Source organism: Thermoanaerobacter sp. YS13, assembly GCF_000806225.2.
Classification (GTDB): domain Bacteria; phylum Bacillota; class Thermoanaerobacteria; order Thermoanaerobacterales; family Thermoanaerobacteraceae; genus Thermoanaerobacter; species Thermoanaerobacter uzonensis.
Window position 1 is genome coordinate 1,190,399 of the sequence record NZ_JOOI01000001.1, and the last position, 14,939, is coordinate 1,205,337.

At 32.7% G+C, this 14,939-nt stretch carries 19 protein-coding genes, 1 tRNA gene and 2 riboswitches; of the genes, 5 read left to right on the forward strand and 15 right to left on the reverse strand.

The annotated features are described in order from the left end of the window. Positions 1-45 precede the first annotated feature (45 nt). The 6 genes from THYS13_RS06010 to THYS13_RS06035 all read right to left on the reverse strand — a co-directional run bounded on the left by THYS13_RS06010 (position 46) and on the right by THYS13_RS06035 (position 5,779). Positions 46-1,221 (reverse strand): M23 family metallopeptidase, encoded by a 1,176-nt coding sequence (locus THYS13_RS06010; RefSeq protein WP_052210473.1) that lies wholly within the window; start codon positions 1,219-1,221, stop codon positions 46-48. Then, complete coding sequence (gene ftsX, locus THYS13_RS06015; RefSeq protein WP_042833591.1) at positions 1,214-2,101, reverse strand: permease-like cell division protein FtsX; 888 nt, start codon at positions 2,099-2,101, stop codon at positions 1,214-1,216. Before ftsX ends, THYS13_RS06010 begins: the two co-directional genes overlap by 8 nt. Further along, positions 2,091-2,777, reverse strand: coding sequence for a cell division ATP-binding protein FtsE (ftsE, locus tag THYS13_RS06020; protein WP_042833592.1), 687 nt, complete (start codon positions 2,775-2,777; stop codon positions 2,091-2,093). The genes ftsX and ftsE overlap by 11 nt, the downstream gene beginning before the upstream one ends. Before the next feature lie 6 nt (positions 2,778-2,783). Next, positions 2,784-3,836 (reverse strand): CdaR family transcriptional regulator, encoded by a 1,053-nt coding sequence (locus THYS13_RS06025; protein ID WP_042833593.1) that lies wholly within the window; start codon positions 3,834-3,836, stop codon positions 2,784-2,786. Positions 3,837-3,959: 123 nt separating this feature from the next. After that, positions 3,960-5,084 carry an ABC transporter ATP-binding protein gene (locus tag THYS13_RS06030; RefSeq protein ID WP_042833594.1) on the reverse strand — a complete coding sequence of 375 codons (1,125 nt, stop codon included), beginning with the start codon at positions 5,082-5,084 and terminating at the stop codon, positions 3,960-3,962. A 239-nt stretch (positions 5,085-5,323) separates the two neighbouring features. Continuing rightward, positions 5,324-5,779: a hypothetical protein gene (locus THYS13_RS06035; RefSeq protein ID WP_042833595.1), complete on the reverse strand. Its 456-nt coding sequence runs from the start codon at positions 5,777-5,779 to the stop codon at positions 5,324-5,326. A 131-nt stretch (positions 5,780-5,910) separates the two neighbouring features. Then, positions 5,911-6,100: riboswitch (Lysine riboswitch) on the forward strand. A 122-nt stretch (positions 6,101-6,222) separates the two neighbouring features. Between THYS13_RS06035 and lysA the strand changes: the two genes are divergently transcribed. Further along, a complete protein-coding gene (gene lysA / locus THYS13_RS06040; RefSeq protein WP_042833596.1) occupies positions 6,223-7,560 on the forward strand; it encodes a diaminopimelate decarboxylase in 1,338 nt (445 codons plus the stop codon). 28 nt (positions 7,561-7,588) lie between these two features. On the opposite strand, the gene THYS13_RS06045 is transcribed toward lysA, so the two are convergent. Further along, the gene (locus THYS13_RS06045; protein ID WP_042833597.1) at positions 7,589-8,191 is read right to left on the reverse strand and encodes a 50S ribosomal protein L25/general stress protein Ctc; all 603 of its coding nucleotides are present in this window, start codon (positions 8,189-8,191) and stop codon (positions 7,589-7,591) included. 117 nt (positions 8,192-8,308) lie between these two features. Here THYS13_RS06045 and THYS13_RS06050 point away from each other — a divergent pair. Then, a tRNA-Arg gene (locus THYS13_RS06050) sits at positions 8,309-8,384 on the forward strand. Positions 8,385-8,607: 223 nt separating this feature from the next. Here THYS13_RS06050 and THYS13_RS06055 read toward each other — a convergent pair. Further along, complete coding sequence (locus THYS13_RS06055) at positions 8,608-8,991, reverse strand: 4-hydroxythreonine-4-phosphate dehydrogenase PdxA (protein WP_042833598.1); 384 nt, start codon at positions 8,989-8,991, stop codon at positions 8,608-8,610. Position 8,992: 1 nt separating this feature from the next. Beyond that, entirely contained in the window at positions 8,993-9,286 is a 294-nt protein-coding gene (locus THYS13_RS14895; RefSeq protein ID WP_082990397.1) for a nucleotide-binding domain containing protein, read from the reverse strand. A 59-nt stretch (positions 9,287-9,345) separates the two neighbouring features. Further along, positions 9,346-9,442, forward strand: a riboswitch (THF riboswitch). 64 nt (positions 9,443-9,506) lie between these two features. On the opposite strand from THYS13_RS14895, the gene THYS13_RS06060 reads away from it, so the two are divergent. From THYS13_RS06060 to THYS13_RS14780, 3 genes are all read left to right on the forward strand, one after another. After that, complete coding sequence (locus THYS13_RS06060; protein WP_042833599.1) at positions 9,507-10,037, forward strand: folate family ECF transporter S component; 531 nt, start codon at positions 9,507-9,509, stop codon at positions 10,035-10,037. Between the two features lie 198 nt (positions 10,038-10,235). Continuing rightward, positions 10,236-10,472, forward strand: a complete 237-nt coding sequence (locus THYS13_RS14605; protein ID WP_235603248.1) for a hypothetical protein — start codon at positions 10,236-10,238, stop codon at positions 10,470-10,472. 15 nt (positions 10,473-10,487) lie between these two features. Then, positions 10,488-10,619: a hypothetical protein gene (locus tag THYS13_RS14780; RefSeq protein WP_255356290.1), complete on the forward strand. Its 132-nt coding sequence runs from the start codon at positions 10,488-10,490 to the stop codon at positions 10,617-10,619. Between the two features lie 165 nt (positions 10,620-10,784). Here THYS13_RS14780 and THYS13_RS06070 read toward each other — a convergent pair whose 3' ends face one another. The 6 genes from THYS13_RS06070 to THYS13_RS06095 all read right to left on the reverse strand — a co-directional run bounded on the left by THYS13_RS06070 (position 10,785) and on the right by THYS13_RS06095 (position 14,765). Next, positions 10,785-11,474 (reverse strand): HAD family phosphatase, encoded by a 690-nt coding sequence (locus THYS13_RS06070; RefSeq protein ID WP_042833977.1) that lies wholly within the window; start codon positions 11,472-11,474, stop codon positions 10,785-10,787. 4 nt (positions 11,475-11,478) lie between these two features. Continuing rightward, complete coding sequence (locus THYS13_RS06075) at positions 11,479-11,814, reverse strand: hypothetical protein (protein WP_042833978.1); 336 nt, start codon at positions 11,812-11,814, stop codon at positions 11,479-11,481. 25 nt (positions 11,815-11,839) lie between these two features. Further along, positions 11,840-12,049, reverse strand: a complete 210-nt coding sequence (locus THYS13_RS06080) for an HI0074 family nucleotidyltransferase substrate-binding subunit (protein WP_235603250.1) — start codon at positions 12,047-12,049, stop codon at positions 11,840-11,842. Continuing rightward, a complete protein-coding gene (locus THYS13_RS06085; protein WP_042833600.1) occupies positions 12,018-12,374 on the reverse strand; it encodes a nucleotidyltransferase domain-containing protein in 357 nt (118 codons plus the stop codon). Before THYS13_RS06085 ends, THYS13_RS06080 begins: the two co-directional genes overlap by 32 nt. An 18-nt stretch (positions 12,375-12,392) precedes the next feature. Next, positions 12,393-12,899: a hypothetical protein gene (locus THYS13_RS06090; protein WP_042833601.1), complete on the reverse strand. Its 507-nt coding sequence runs from the start codon at positions 12,897-12,899 to the stop codon at positions 12,393-12,395. 111 nt (positions 12,900-13,010) lie between these two features. Continuing rightward, positions 13,011-14,765: a cell division protein FtsA gene (locus THYS13_RS06095; protein ID WP_042833602.1), complete on the reverse strand. Its 1,755-nt coding sequence runs from the start codon at positions 14,763-14,765 to the stop codon at positions 13,011-13,013. Positions 14,766-14,939: the final 174 nt, after the last annotated feature.

Here is a 14,939-nt window from a genome sequence, read left to right on the forward strand (position 1 = left end):
TCTTTTTTATTATACACCATTCATGAAATAAAAAAAACAGACTGGTTATTTTAACCAGTCTATCGGATTAACTGGAACACCATTTTTACGCACTTCAAAGTGAAGATGTGGTCCTGTTGCCCATCCCGTACTTCCTGCTTTAGCAATAACTTGACCTCTTTTAACAATGTCACCTTCTTTCACTAATAAAACAGAATTATGACCGTACAAAGTGGATATTCCGTCTCCATGGTCTATAATTACTGCATATCCATATCCACCGTAATAACCTGCAAAAATAACTTGTCCATCTCCCGCAGCTACTATATCAGCTCCTGTTTCAGCAGCAATATCAATACCTGTATGCATCCTGTATTGGTGTAATATTGGATGATATCTCATTCCAAAAGGTGATGTTATAATGTCACTAGAAGGAACAGGCCATAAAAGTTTTCCACCAGTATATTTAAGTCTTGATTTTGCCTGTAATTCTTGGATAATTCTTTCTAACTGTTGAGATTGCCTTAGCAATTCATCTTCTTGTTGTTCATAATACTTTTGCTGTCTTTCTAAGTCTCTCATCAATCCTTGCCTAGAAACCATTGCCACCTGTAATTCTCTTTGTCGAGAAGCTACCTCATTCTTATAGTTTTCTGCCTCTATCTTCATTTGAGCTAATTCTATTTCTTTTTGTTGAACAATTTCTCGTTGCTTTTTATATGAATCAAATAAATTAACATCAAAATTGATTATTTTTTTTATAATGTCAAGCCTGGTTATAAAATCTCCAAAACTTTTAGAACTTAAAAGCACATCTAAATATCCCCATTCGCCACTTATGTATATTGCCCTTATGCGCTCTTTCATAGTCTGAAGCTGATTATTTTCCACTTTTTTGGCTGCTTCTAACTCTTCTCTTGTCTTGTTGAGTTTTGCAGTAATGTTAGCTAATCTTTTTTGAGCATTATCTAATTCAATAGCTGTAGCATTAAGTTTATTGTCTATTTCTTTTATTTGTGCTGCAACATCTCTTTTTTGATTAATTATCTGCTCCTTTCTTTCCTTTGTCTCATTTATAGAATTTTGGATTTGATTCAATTTATTCTTAACATCTTGAAGCTGATCAGCTTTGGGACAAGATATAAAAAGTGTAGAAATAGCAAACAAAACAGTAAATACAACCCACTTTAACCTATTCTTCTTTCTCAATGCAAAGTTCCCCCCTTTGCAGCTTTTAAACATTTAAGAATCTTTTAATAGAAATCCCACTTCCTAACGCCCCTATAATAGCACCAATCACAAAAAAGTACAAAGTAATATCTCCAACTATCTTATCTACAGGCAATAATTCAAACACAATTAACCTACTATTGATAAGATTTGCTGCATAGTCATAAATCAAAGCCAATATTGTCACAGAAATTAAAGCTCCTAATAATCCCAATATTATACCTTCAATTAAAAACGGCCATCTTATAAACCAATCAGTTGCTCCAATATATTTCATTATACTTATCTCTTTTCTTCTAGCATAAACACCTAATTTTATGGTATTAGAAATTATGACAATCGAGATTACAAATAAAATAAGTATGATTGAAAGTCCTACCACCCTTATTATTTTTATAATACCAAGAAGCTTTTCCACTACATCTTGTCCATAACTCACTTTATCAACTCCATTTATTTGCTTTATTTTATGTGATATATCTTTCATCATATTAGCATTTTTTACTTTTACTATATATGACTGTGGCAGTGGATTATCTTTTTCCAAGCCCTCAAGTAAGTAACTTTTATCACCTAACTGCTTTTTAAAATTCTCAAGCGCCTGTTCTTTAGACTCAAAAGTGACAGATGCTACTCCTTCTAATGACTTTATATTACTGCCTATTCTGTCAATTTGTTCTTTGGTGAGGTTATCATTTAAAAAAGCCTTTAATTCCAATTGTGACTCTACTTGATTAGCCATTGTATTAACATTCAAAACTAATATAAGGAATAAACCTAAAATAAGCATTGCTGCCATTACGGAAGTTATAGAAGCTACTGTCATAAGCCTATTCCTTATCAAATTGCTAAAAGTTTCTCTCAAAAAATATTTAAAATTTCTAAAGAGCATATCCGTAAACACCCCTTGCTTCATCTCGTACTATGTTTCCTTTTTCCAGCGCTATTACTCTTTTTTTCATTGCATCTACTATGTCTTTTGCATGGGTGGCCATAACAACTGTAGTACCTCTTTTATTTATTTCAGATATAAGTTTTACAATTTCCCATGAAGTATCAGGATCCAGATTCCCTGTAGGTTCGTCTGCTATAAGAATAGAAGGTTCATTTACAATAGCTCTTGCTAGAGAAACTCTTTGCTGCTCACCACCTGACAATTGCTGAGGATAATTGTCTGCTTTATCACTAAGCCCAACTAGTGATAACACCATTGGAACTCTTCTCCTTATCTCTTTAGGAGAGGCCCCTACAACTTCCATAGCAAATGCAACATTTTCGAAAACTGTCTTATTAGGAAGCAATCTAAAATCTTGAAAAACTACACCCATATTCCTTCTCAAATATGGTATCTCTCGCTTTTTAATTTTTGTTATATCTTTTTTATTAATTATAATACTGCCAGAAGTAGGTTCTTCTTCTTTTAGAAGTAATTTAATTAAAGTTGACTTACCTGCACCACTAGGCCCAACAATAAAGACAAATTCTCCACTTTCAATTTCAAAACTAATATTTGAAAGAGCAATTATATCTTTATTGTATCTTTTAGATACATTTATAAACTTTATCAAATTTTCTCACCTCGGAATATCGTATAATTTTGTCAAAACCATGATCGTCTTTAATAGGAGAGCATCATCAAAATTTTTAGCGTCTAAACCTGTCATTTTAAAAATTTTATCAAGTCTATAAACTAATGTATTCCTATGGATGTACAACTCTCTGGCAGTCTCACTCAAATTTAAACTATTTCGAAAAAAAGCATTTAGGGTTTGTATCAATTCATCATCTTTGAAAATACCAAAATCAATATTTCTTTTTTTAATAAAATTATTTACCTTCTCTATGTCAATTCCCCATAAAATTTCTGCAAAGCTGTAGTCTTCGTAAATATATATTCCTTTTTCATCTTCCAATTTTTTACCAATAAGTAAGGCTGTCTCTGCTTCCCTATAGGCGATATGTATATCCTCAATTGGCACAAAGGAAGAAGAACTGGCTATTTTTACTTTTATATAGCCTTCAGCTTCTATCATATCTTTCATAGTTTTATAAAGTTCTATTAAAGAGTTATTTCCCTTATAAGAAAATATTGCTACAAATCTTTTATCATCAAATTTTACAGTATATAAATTACCTTTCTCAAAAATGTTGGTAATTATCTTTATTGCATCGTCAATTTCATTATTCGATTCGACAATTGCTACTGTGTATTTCACATTCTTATTTATTTTGTATTTTTCAGCATAATAGGATGCTAAATTTGAACTTAATTTACAAGTTAAAGCCTCTATCAAAAATTCTTCTCTATCATATTTGTGCAGTAATTGTTCCAACATTAGAGAAATTAAATAAAGCACTTTTTTTGATTGTTCATCTTTTCCTTCTAAAGCGACAGTAAAAAAGAGGACATCATTGTAAAATATGTTATAACATATAAATTCCCCTACTTCATATATCTCTTTTTCATCAATATATTCTACATTTATCCTTAAAAATCCTGCTTTTTTTTCAAAAAAATCTTTGTCGCCATAAATTAAATTTCCTGACTTATCTATTATATATAATGGAATTTGAATATTTTTTTGAATATCGTAGGCCACCTTTTTTATAGGGTCATAGCCGATCATCTCCATACCACCTTACTTTATAAGTATACAATAATTATACACTATTTCCTAGAAGAAATAATAGGCAAATGTAAATTTATGTGGCATTTTGACACAAAAAATAAAAGGCGGAATAACCGCCTTTCAGTTTGTTACTCTATTCAAAATTGACATTTCTGTTTCTTTATCAAACATGTGCAATTTATTTATATCAAAACCTATTTTAATTACGTCTCCTGCTTTTGCCCTTGTTCTTGGATCTACTCTTGCTGTCAATGGAACACCATTCACATCCAAATATAGGTATGTCTCTGGACCCATCAACTCTGTAACATCTACTTTTGCCTCAATTACAGCTTCTGGATATGCTGCCAAGAACACTTCTTCGTCATGCAAATCTTCTGGCCTTATTCCTAACACAATTTCTTTTCCAACGTAGCTTGGATCTTTTAATCTTTTCAAAATCCCTTCTGGCACCAAAATGCTGAATCCCTTAAAAGTAGCATATACTTTTCCATTCTTATTTTCTAATCTTGCGTCAATAAAGTTCATTTGAGGACTTCCAATAAATCCAGCAACAAACAAATTATTTGGATAATCATAAATAGTCTGAGGTTTATCTACTTGCTGAATAACGCCATCCTTCATAACTACTATTCTCGTACCCATTGTCATAGCTTCCGTTTGGTCATGGGTAACATATATGAAAGTCGTCTGTAATTTATCGTGTAGTTTAGCCAACTCGGTTCTCATTTGTACTCTCAATTTTGCGTCTAAGTTTGACAAAGGTTCATCCATCAAGAATACTTTTGGATTGCGGACAATAGCACGCCCCAATGCAACCCTCTGTCTTTGTCCGCCTGACAAAGCTTTTGGTTTCCTGTTTAAATATTCTTCCAATCCTAAAATTCGAGCTGCTTCTTTTACTTTTCTATCAATTTCCGCTCTTGGAACCTTTCTGAGTTTAAGTCCAAAAGCCATATTGTCATACACTGTCATATGAGGATAAAGAGCATAGTTTTGGAATACCATTGCGATATCCCTATCTTTTGGTGGCACGTCATTCACAAGTTTGCCATCAATATAAAGTTCACCCTGAGATATTTCCTCAAGTCCTGCTATCATTCTCAATGTTGTAGTTTTACCACAGCCAGAAGGCCCAACCAATACTATAAACTCCTTGTCCTGAATTTCTAGATTAAAATCTTTAACTGCGGTAACACCACCTGGATAGACTTTATAAACATGTTTGAGTACAACATCAGCCATTTTTAGATTCCCCCTATTAGAAAACGTTTGATGTTTTTATTTATTATAATACTATTTTTTCTTCTTTACTATCGTCAATAAATATGATATTTAGCACAAATTTTTGTACAATATATCTACAATAGCTAGGTATTTTTTTCTTTAACCCTCTTTTTTTTGAATTTTATTTAAAAAATTAAACCATAAGAATACCAATACCCCATCAATAGCAATCAAACTCAAAAAAACATATAGTTTCACTATTTCTCCCTCCTCATCCCCGGGGATAATTTAAAAATAGTGATGAGATTCCCTAAGGCCAAAAGTGCTGCCACGTCTATAATTAGACTATATAAATAATGCCAGTGAAGATATTTTAGTACCCCTATATGCACTAATGAATATTCCATTACAAAAAATAGTGCGGTTAAAACAATCACATTTATAAAGCGCAAAATATTATTTCTAGGATATGTTTGTGCATACAATACTCCTATGCAAAAAGGTGCACCAAAAGTAAAAAATAAACTTGAATTAAAAATTTTAATAACAACATTAGAAAAATCGTAAAGATTAAGACCAATTGCAATTTCATCTACAACAAGTTGAAAACCTAAAGCTAATAGGCCTCCCCATACAGTATATTTTATATATCTCCAATCAACTAACAAAAAGAAAATAATCCATGAAACTATGAAAGTTATTATCCATGGCATTTATACCACCTCTTATTTAGTTTACCCATTTTTAATCTCTAATAAAAAATTTTTTGAAAATCTATTGACAGCTGTTTTCATAAATGATATTATAATAAAAAAATTGAATAACAATACCTCATCTTCTTGGAAGGTGAGGTAGAGGCGCGGGTCATCAAGAGTAGTATACCAGAGGTATTTAAGGGCTAATGAAGGTATATGAAAGGGATGCTCGCCGAAGCGCGTAAATTCCTTAAAGTTTACGCAGCTGGGCCTATGCCGAATAGGTATAGGACTGTCACTGGAGGTTTCCCGAGCCTTCAGTGAAGAGCTATCTCGCTATAGGGGGAAGGAGGTATTACCATGTCTATGTGCAAAATAGGCAGCTGAGGTAATACTTAGCTGTATTTTATTTTGTTTTTAGTTTCGTAATTTAAATTATTAAAGTAAATGAGGTTGATAAAATGTTGCATGGTACAATGAAAATAAATTCAAAGGGGCATTTGGAAATAGGTGGTTGCGATACTGTAACTCTTGCAAAAAAGTTTGGTACACCGCTTTATGTAATAGACGAAGAGTTATTGCGGCAAAATTGTAGAGCATTTTACAATGGCTTTAAAAAAGATTATCCAGGAAATGAAGTGATTTATGCCAGCAAAGCTTTCATGACAATGGCAATATGCAAAATAATTGAAGAAGAAAACTTGGGTCTTGACGTCGTTTCTGGTGGAGAATTATATACTGCGTTAAAAGCAGGATTCCCTGCTGAAAAAATATACTTTCACGGCAACAATAAATCAAAAGAAGAACTTATAATGGCATTAGAAAATAATATTGGGAGAATCATTGTAGATAATTGGTATGAACTAAATATGTTAAATGACTTGGCAAAAAAGATGAATAAAGTTCCTAATATTTATATAAGAGTATCTCCTGGTGTAGAAGCTCATACTCACCAATATGTAAAAACAGGACAAATAGATTCAAAATTTGGCTTCCCTCTTTTTAATGGAGACGCAATGAGAGCCATAGAATATGCTTTAACTTTGGAAAATGTAAATCTAGTAGGTCTACATTCTCATATCGGTTCTCAGATTTTTGATGCAGAATCTTATAAAGCTGAAATAGAAATTATGATGAATTTCCTAAAATTAGTAAAAGAATTTTTAGGTTGGGAAGTAGGAGAACTAGATCTAGGTGGAGGTTTTGGAATAGCATATGTAGAAGAGGACGATCCCCAGCCAATCGAACAAATAGCACACGAAATAATGCAAGCAGTAAAGGAATATTCCGTTGCTTTAAATATAAAAATGCCAAACATAATTGTAGAGCCAGGTCGTTCTATAATAGGAAATGCTGGAACTACTCTTTACACAGTAGGAGCTATTAAAGACATACCAGGTGTCAGAAAATACGTGGCAGTAGACGGAGGAATGTCTGATAATATACGTACCGCTTTATATGGAGCAAAATATGATGCTATTGTAGCTAATAAAGCTAAGAATATAACATCAGAAAAAGTATCAATAGCAGGAAAGCTTTGCGAATCAGGTGATATGCTAATTTGGGATATTACACTACCTATAATTGAAGAAGGAGATATTTTAGCAGTGCTGTGTACAGGTGCTTACAATTATTCGATGGCCAGCAATTATAACAGGTTACCTCGTCCTGCTGCAGTACTCGTGTCTAATGGTCAGGCTGACATAATCGTTGCGCGAGAAACTTATGAAGACTTAATCCGAAATGATATAATCCCAGAAAGGCTAACCAATGAAAAAAGAAAAATCGCTAATTACTAAAAAAGAGAGGTATAACCTCTCTTTTTTGTTATTCATTTTCTTTTGCTGTTTCAGCCTCTTCTTCTGCCTCTTCTTCACTTTCTCTAGGTGCCAATACAGAAACTACAACCTCATCAGGATCATCTACAACTTTTACTCCATCTGGAACTTGTATGTCTTTTACAAAAAGTGTATCTCCAATCTCTAAATTGCTTAAATCCACAACAATTTCTTGAGGGATTTTGTCAGGTAGGCTTTCCACTGTCAACTCCCAAAGTTGATGCTGTACAATTCCACCCCTGCTTTCAATAAGGCCTATTCCTTCAAACTTTAACGGAACCGTAGCTTCTATTTCTTCATACATTGATACTCTTTGGAAATCCACATGAATTATTTTCCCTTTCAAGGTATCTTCTTGAATCTCTTTAATAACCGCATTATGAGTAGAACCATCCACAATCACATTGAGGAGGACATTCCTTCCATGTTTTTGTAGCAACCTTTGAAGCGCATTATATTCAACTGCCAAAGGAATGCTCTCCGTCATATCCTTACCATATAAAATGGCAGGAATATAACCTTGATTTTTCAAACGGCGAGCTACATTTTTACCAGTATCTCTTTTTATAGCTTCGATACTGATTGCTTGCATCTGTCACTCCTCCTTTTGTTTATTGTTTCCAAATATTATTTTACCACTACGTTTAATAAATATCAAATCCATTTGACAGGTTAATTTTTTCATAGTAAACTTTTATGTGTAAAGTGTGCGCCTGTAGCTCAGTGGATAGAGCGTTCGGCTCCGGACCGAGAGGTCGCAGGTTCGATTCCTGTCAGGCGCACCATAATACTTGAAAATACTAGGTTTTAGAGAATATAAATTTCTTATTTTTTTGTTTTTCCCACACTTTTCCCACACTAGAAATAAAAAATTTTAAGAGAAATTTTAAGAGGCTGTTATGTCCATTTTTTTATTTTACAAAAGCTATTTTCAAGATAAAAAAGTCAGCCGCAAAAGTATAACCATAAGATTGTCGAAGCTTTAGAAGAAATTGTAAATGAAAAAAATCAACTACTCCCTAGTAAACTTCCATGAAATTTTTGGGGTATTAATTCAGCCGCCTGACGAATTGCTTCTTTCATGCTTTTTTCATCTGCAATTCCTTTCCCCGCGATATCAAATGCCGTACCATGGTTAACACTTATTCTAATAATTAGATCTATGCAATTAACTACTCCAAATTTAAATTCTGCTTCTTCGACGTTTTGAATTGCCTTGATAAGAAGTCCCGTCTTTAGAAAAGATTCAGCACGTTGTAGCATTTTTGCATCACCAATTACAACTGGTTTGCTAATTTTGTAAATTTGGGGATCACTCAGCGCTTTCATTATTATCTCTGGTCTTACGCCGGCTGCATCTCCCATTGTAATTCCAATCAGTGGTTTTACCATATTAATTCTCTCCTTTCAAAAAACGGATTGTATTAATAAGAGTCTCTTCTGTTCCGAATGCACCTGCTTTTGTGATTGTTAATAAATCTCTAAAACCTATAAGTTTGCCTATTGGAATACCAGTTTCTAATTCTTTAATTAACTTTATACCTCTTGCACCAAGATATTTACATACAGCTTTTGCTGTATCACCACCTGTTAAAATTACACCACCTAATTGAACTTCATTTATAATTCGGTTTGAAATATAACCAAGCGCGTCTACTATCCGAAAAAATAGTATAAAATTTTGTATACTTTTCTAAAATAAAATCTAATTTTTATGTTATAATTATCTTATGCAAATCTAATTCCGGCAGAGTAGGTGTCCCGCGTTAAGTGACGGAGGATGGGACGTCGCCTCCGTACGAAAAGCCTTTATGGTTTGCGGTGGGCCACCGCGTCCGCTGCCACTCCAAAGGTTTCTCCTCTGGTGTGGCATACTCTGCCACACAAAATAAAGGGGAGGTTTTTTTATGAAAAAATTTACTACAAGAGAAATTGCATTTCTTGCCTTGCTAGTAGCGCTAAACATTGTGCTCACGCGAGTAGCCAGCATAAGGATAGCAATTGGAGGTGTGGAAGGAATAAGGATAGGCTTTGGAGCTTTTCCTGTAATTTTTGCAGGAATAGCATTTGGCCCCTATGCCGGAGGTATTGTAGGAGCATTGGGAGATATCATTGGCTATTTTATAAACCCAATGGGCCCTTATATGCCCCATTTCACTTTTACCGCTGCCCTTGTGGGAATTCTTCCTATATTGTTTTTAAAACCTTTTAAGGCGCAAATCCCCAATTTCTGGCAGCTTGTTATAGCGATAGGCTTAGGGCAGACCATCTCTTCTATTATACTCACGCCCTATTTCATTCAAATGCTCTTTCATCTACCAATGAAAATAACCGTTCCCCCAAGAATTGTAACACAAGCTATTCAAGTTCCTCTCTATGCCTTTTTTACTGAAGTAATACTGAAAAAATTCCACCTAGCCTTTTCCTCAAAATTTTAAGCGGGGTCTCCCCGCTCTCAGACTGTAGACAAACTTTCGGAAATAGGATATTTTGCAATCGGTGCGACTTGTAACAAAGCGGCCCGGTACCAAAAACTTACCTTTTAGTTTAGTTGTTAATTTTTTAATTGATACTTTAGATGAAATATTAGCCGAACCGGTTGTTTTAAAAAATCTTTAATAAGTATTATTGACAGTTTGTACATCAAAGCCCAGCAAACTGAAAATGATGAATTAAAAAAGAGCTTTGAAATTACAGGTGAGCTACTAACTTTACCTCCAAACGCGGAAAATTTTAAAGTATTCAAAAATCTCTTTTCTTCTAATATTTTAAGGTACGTAGCTGAGTTCCAACACAAGATTGAAGAAATTGACGAAACTGTAGAAATTAAAAAACTAATTTCTGATGAATTTTTTAACAAATATGTTTCTTAATTAGAAAATAATCAAATGACTGAAGAAATGGATTTACTAAAAGAAGTTTATAAGAAATTGAAAGAAAATATACAAAATCTGAGTAATTCGCAAGAAATTGCTTTAGAAAAAATAAAAGACCTAATTAGAAGGAATCTGCCTCTTTGATGGATCACGCAGTTCCTTTTTAGTTTAAAGCTATTTCATCTCTTGCTTTTAAAGCAGCATCTTTATTGCAATCTGTAAAGAAGGGATAATACAGTTATCCCCAACTTACTTAATTTTCCAGAGTCTCTCTGTGGGAATGGCCGTATTCATTATTTTGCGCACTATTTATTTCATTAAGTTTTTAACAATATCTTCCGCATTGTTTAATTCATCTATAATTTCTAACAATTCTTCTCCTAAAGAATCTACAATAAAATCAGCTTCTGATATGTCCTGATTTCCGGAATTAGGATTTTTAAAACCTATCACTTTCATCCCTGCTTTTTTAGCACCATGAACTCCATTATATGAATCCTCAATTACAACACACTCATGGGGTTTTACTTTTAATTTGTCTGCTGTATATAAAAATATATCTGGTGCTGGTTTGCTATTTTTTACATAGTCTCCAGATACAAGCACCTCAAAGCATTTATCAATTCCCAGCTTTTTTACAACTAATTTTATTACATCTATAGGAGAGGAAGAAGCAACGGCTAATTTATACTCTTTCTCAAAAAGCTTTTTTACCGTCTCTGTTATACCTTCTATAGGAATTATTTCGCCTGTTTTCAAGACATGCTCTAAATACCTTTTTCTATCTACTTCTACAAGCTCTTCTACGCTTTGAGAAAGATTAAATCTTTCTTTAATTTTCCTCCACATGTAATAAGAAGAAGTCCCTACAAATGTCAAATGTTCGTCTTCACTTATCTCTACTCCTAAACTTTTGAATAATTCCTCTTCTAATTTAATGTGTATTGGCTCACTGTCAATTATTACGCCGTCCATGTCAAAAATAACTGCTTTAATCATTTCATCAACTCCTTGACCTTTTATTTTTCCAATTATCAATGATCTCCCTCACAGCAGCATAAAGTAATACCAAAGAAATTAAAGTGGGAAATAAAGCAGCAAAGAGATTTTCTATAGAAAAATCAAAAATTATAATTGCAATTGCTGGTAAAAGCATAAAAAAAGCAATTATTAATAAGAAAAGAGGCTTTCTCTTTACCTCTTTTACAGGTTTCGGAATACGTCCACTACCTATATAATAACCAGGATTATACTGGTTCTCTTGCCATTCCTTTAATTCACCTATTTTCTCTTCAAAATTATTCTCTTTTGATGCCCTTTTTGGGGAATTATCAGTCATGCAAATCCTTCCTTTTTTGTGAATCTTACTTATTTTCTTTTTCAATGATCACTATTCCTTCATAAGCAATATAATCTTTTATAAGTTTCCATGCTAATTCAAAAGTAAATTCAAATCTTTGTATTATCCCATCAATAATTATATCATTCTCTATGTTGATATCAAAGGCTTCTTTTAAACGCATAAAAGCATTTTTAAAATCTTCAAATCTCTGAAGTAATCTTTTTTCTATCATATACCTCTCCTCCATCCTTCAATATGTTTTCTTTTAATTCCTCTTTCGTAATACTTTTAAAACTTACTACATCAAAGTCAAGAGGAGTATTTAATTCTCTTAAATCAAATTCTAAAAGATTTATCTCTGTATGTGTTACTTCATCTCCAAAAATACAAATATCAATATCTGACGTTTTTTTAAAGTCTCCCCGACCTCTGGAACCAAAAATAACTGCTTTTTCAACACTTGTATATTTTGATATCACCTTTATTATTTCTTTCAATAGTGTGACAGACAATCCTGTTTTCTTACAAATATCTAGAAATTCTAATTCTTCTTTCATATTCCAAACCTCTCAATATTATCTAAAAAGCTTCCTTGGTATATACCTTGCTATCGCTTCCAACATTTTTTCATTTGGCTCAAAAAATAGCAAAGTTTTTACTCCCCCATTTTCAAACACTGCAAAATACACATCAGGAGAAGACATAGAACTTACCGCTTCAATTCGATTTTTAATAGCTTTTATGTCTTCTGTCAGCTTGTCACTATTAACCTTTGCCATAACTTCAAAATCTCTGCAGTCAACGCTTATAACATGTTTCCTTCTTTTTTGGTCAATTATTTTGTCTACATCTAATTCATTGTTTGTAAGTGAATATTCAAACTCAATATTTCTCGACCTTATTAAGTAATACGCTAAATAGCTAAACAAAAACAAAAAGAAAATTAAGAAATTTTTAACTATTGGTATTAAAGGTATCACGCCAAACACAGTAATTAATGCAGCTACTACAACACCAATACTAAATAAAATATCCTTCGAAGTTTTTTGTTTTTTGACTAATTTTTCGATAAATACATCCATCTTCTTTTCACCTCTCTCTTAATTATATCAGTAACATTAAATTTCCACAACTTTATAAAGTCTCCACCCTTTTAAAAGTGGAGACTTTATAATGCAAGACTTCAGCTACTTTTATATTTCAATTTCAATATTATCTCCTGGCTTTAATATATCTGTATAGGAAGCACGTCTCCCATTAAGTTTCATTTCTGGCACCTTGTTATTATCCAGTTTCAAATCTATAAAATTAAATACGTCTACAAACAGATACTCTTCTTTCCCTTTTAACACTACTTCTTTTCCATTTACTGTAACAGCAAAACTTGTTAAGTCTTCTTTTATAACTATCTCATCCCCATTTTTTATAACATAATTTTGGTCCACTTTTGAATTATTTATAAAAATTATTTTCCCTTTTTGCTGCTTTAGTAGTTCACCAGCGGTTATTGTAGCATCTTGCCCTTTTTGACCTTTTATAATTGTTATTTTGTCTCCATCCTTTATAGGAGTCTTTAAATTTGCTAATGAATCATTTACATATATTTGTGGAGGAGTTCCTTCTTCACCTTTAACAACGATTTTTTGGCCGTTAAGATTGAAAACTAAATCTATACCATTTTGTACAATTAAATTTTTAGAGTCATAGTTTATAGCAACTAAAGCATCCATTACCGTGGGATTTTTTATGTTAAAAATCTTTATTGTTTCATTGTCAAGAGAAACTCTTATAAAGTCCTTTTTCTTATTTATCATTGCAGAGTAAGCTATTCCTATTGGAGTTATGCTTTCAGGGCCTTTTAGCGTCTTTCCTTTGTAATCTAAAATTTCTACTGATTTTATATCTCGCACAGATACTCTATTTATAGGTAAATTCAATATAGAAGCTATTTCTTCAGGCAAATTAGGAAGATTACTACTGCCACCCACTAAAAATACTGCAGAAGGGCTTTTACCATTATATTTTATAATTTCCTCGCATATCTTTTGCGCCAAAACTTTAACTTGTGGTGTTATAATTTGCACTATTTCATCTTTTTTTATTTTGTGCTGTATATTTAACACGTCTTTAAATTTAATTTCTTTTTTTGTGCTTTTTTTTATTTTCTCAGCAGTATTAAAATCGGTTAGGAAATGGGTAGCAATTGATTCAGTAATTTCATCACCGGCATAAGGCACCATAGAATATGCTATTATGTTCCCTTCTTTTGATATAGCAATATCAGAAGTACCTGCCCCTATATCTACAAGGGCTATATTTAACATCCGAATTTCAGGTGGAATTGCCACATTTATTGCTGCTATAGGCTCTAAAGTGATATATGAAACTTCCAATCCGGCTTTTTTCACTGCAGCATAGAGTCCCTCTATTACATCGTAAGGAAGAAAAGTAGCTAAAATTTCTACTGCTATTTCACGGCCTTTATGCCCTTTTAAATTGGTAATAGGAAAACCATTTAAGTAATAATTAGATACTGTATAACCGACGGTATGATATTTTGTAACCCCTGATTGAGAAACAATAGAATTTTGTGCAATCTCAAGAGCTTCCAACTCAAGATTGTCTATATCTTCTATCGTTATTTCGTGCCCTTCATCAATATTTTTTTCTGCTCTCGCAGATTGAGTTTTTAAAGACCTTCCCGCCGCCGCAATACACACTTTCGTCAATTTCATATTTAAAGAATCTTCAAGCCTTCTCTTTATTTTTTCAATAACATTAGCAACTTTATCTATATCATGAACTTGCCCATCAAACATTGCTCTACTTTCATGTTCCATCTGTTCAACAGCAAGCACTTGTAATTTCCCATTATTTTCAATGCCTACTATTCCTACAACTACCCTTGTCCCAATGTCAAGAGCAAAAATAATATCACGGTTATCCATCATTTAACCCCCGAAATTATTACTTTATAATTTTATTATACAATTTTACATATTATTTCGGAAGAGTTTTTAGTAAGTTTAATATAGATTAACATTTTTAACAGCAAGATTACGTAAAAGGAATTATAAGGCATGCAGTTGGTATAGTTAATAATTGGAAATGGGACATATATA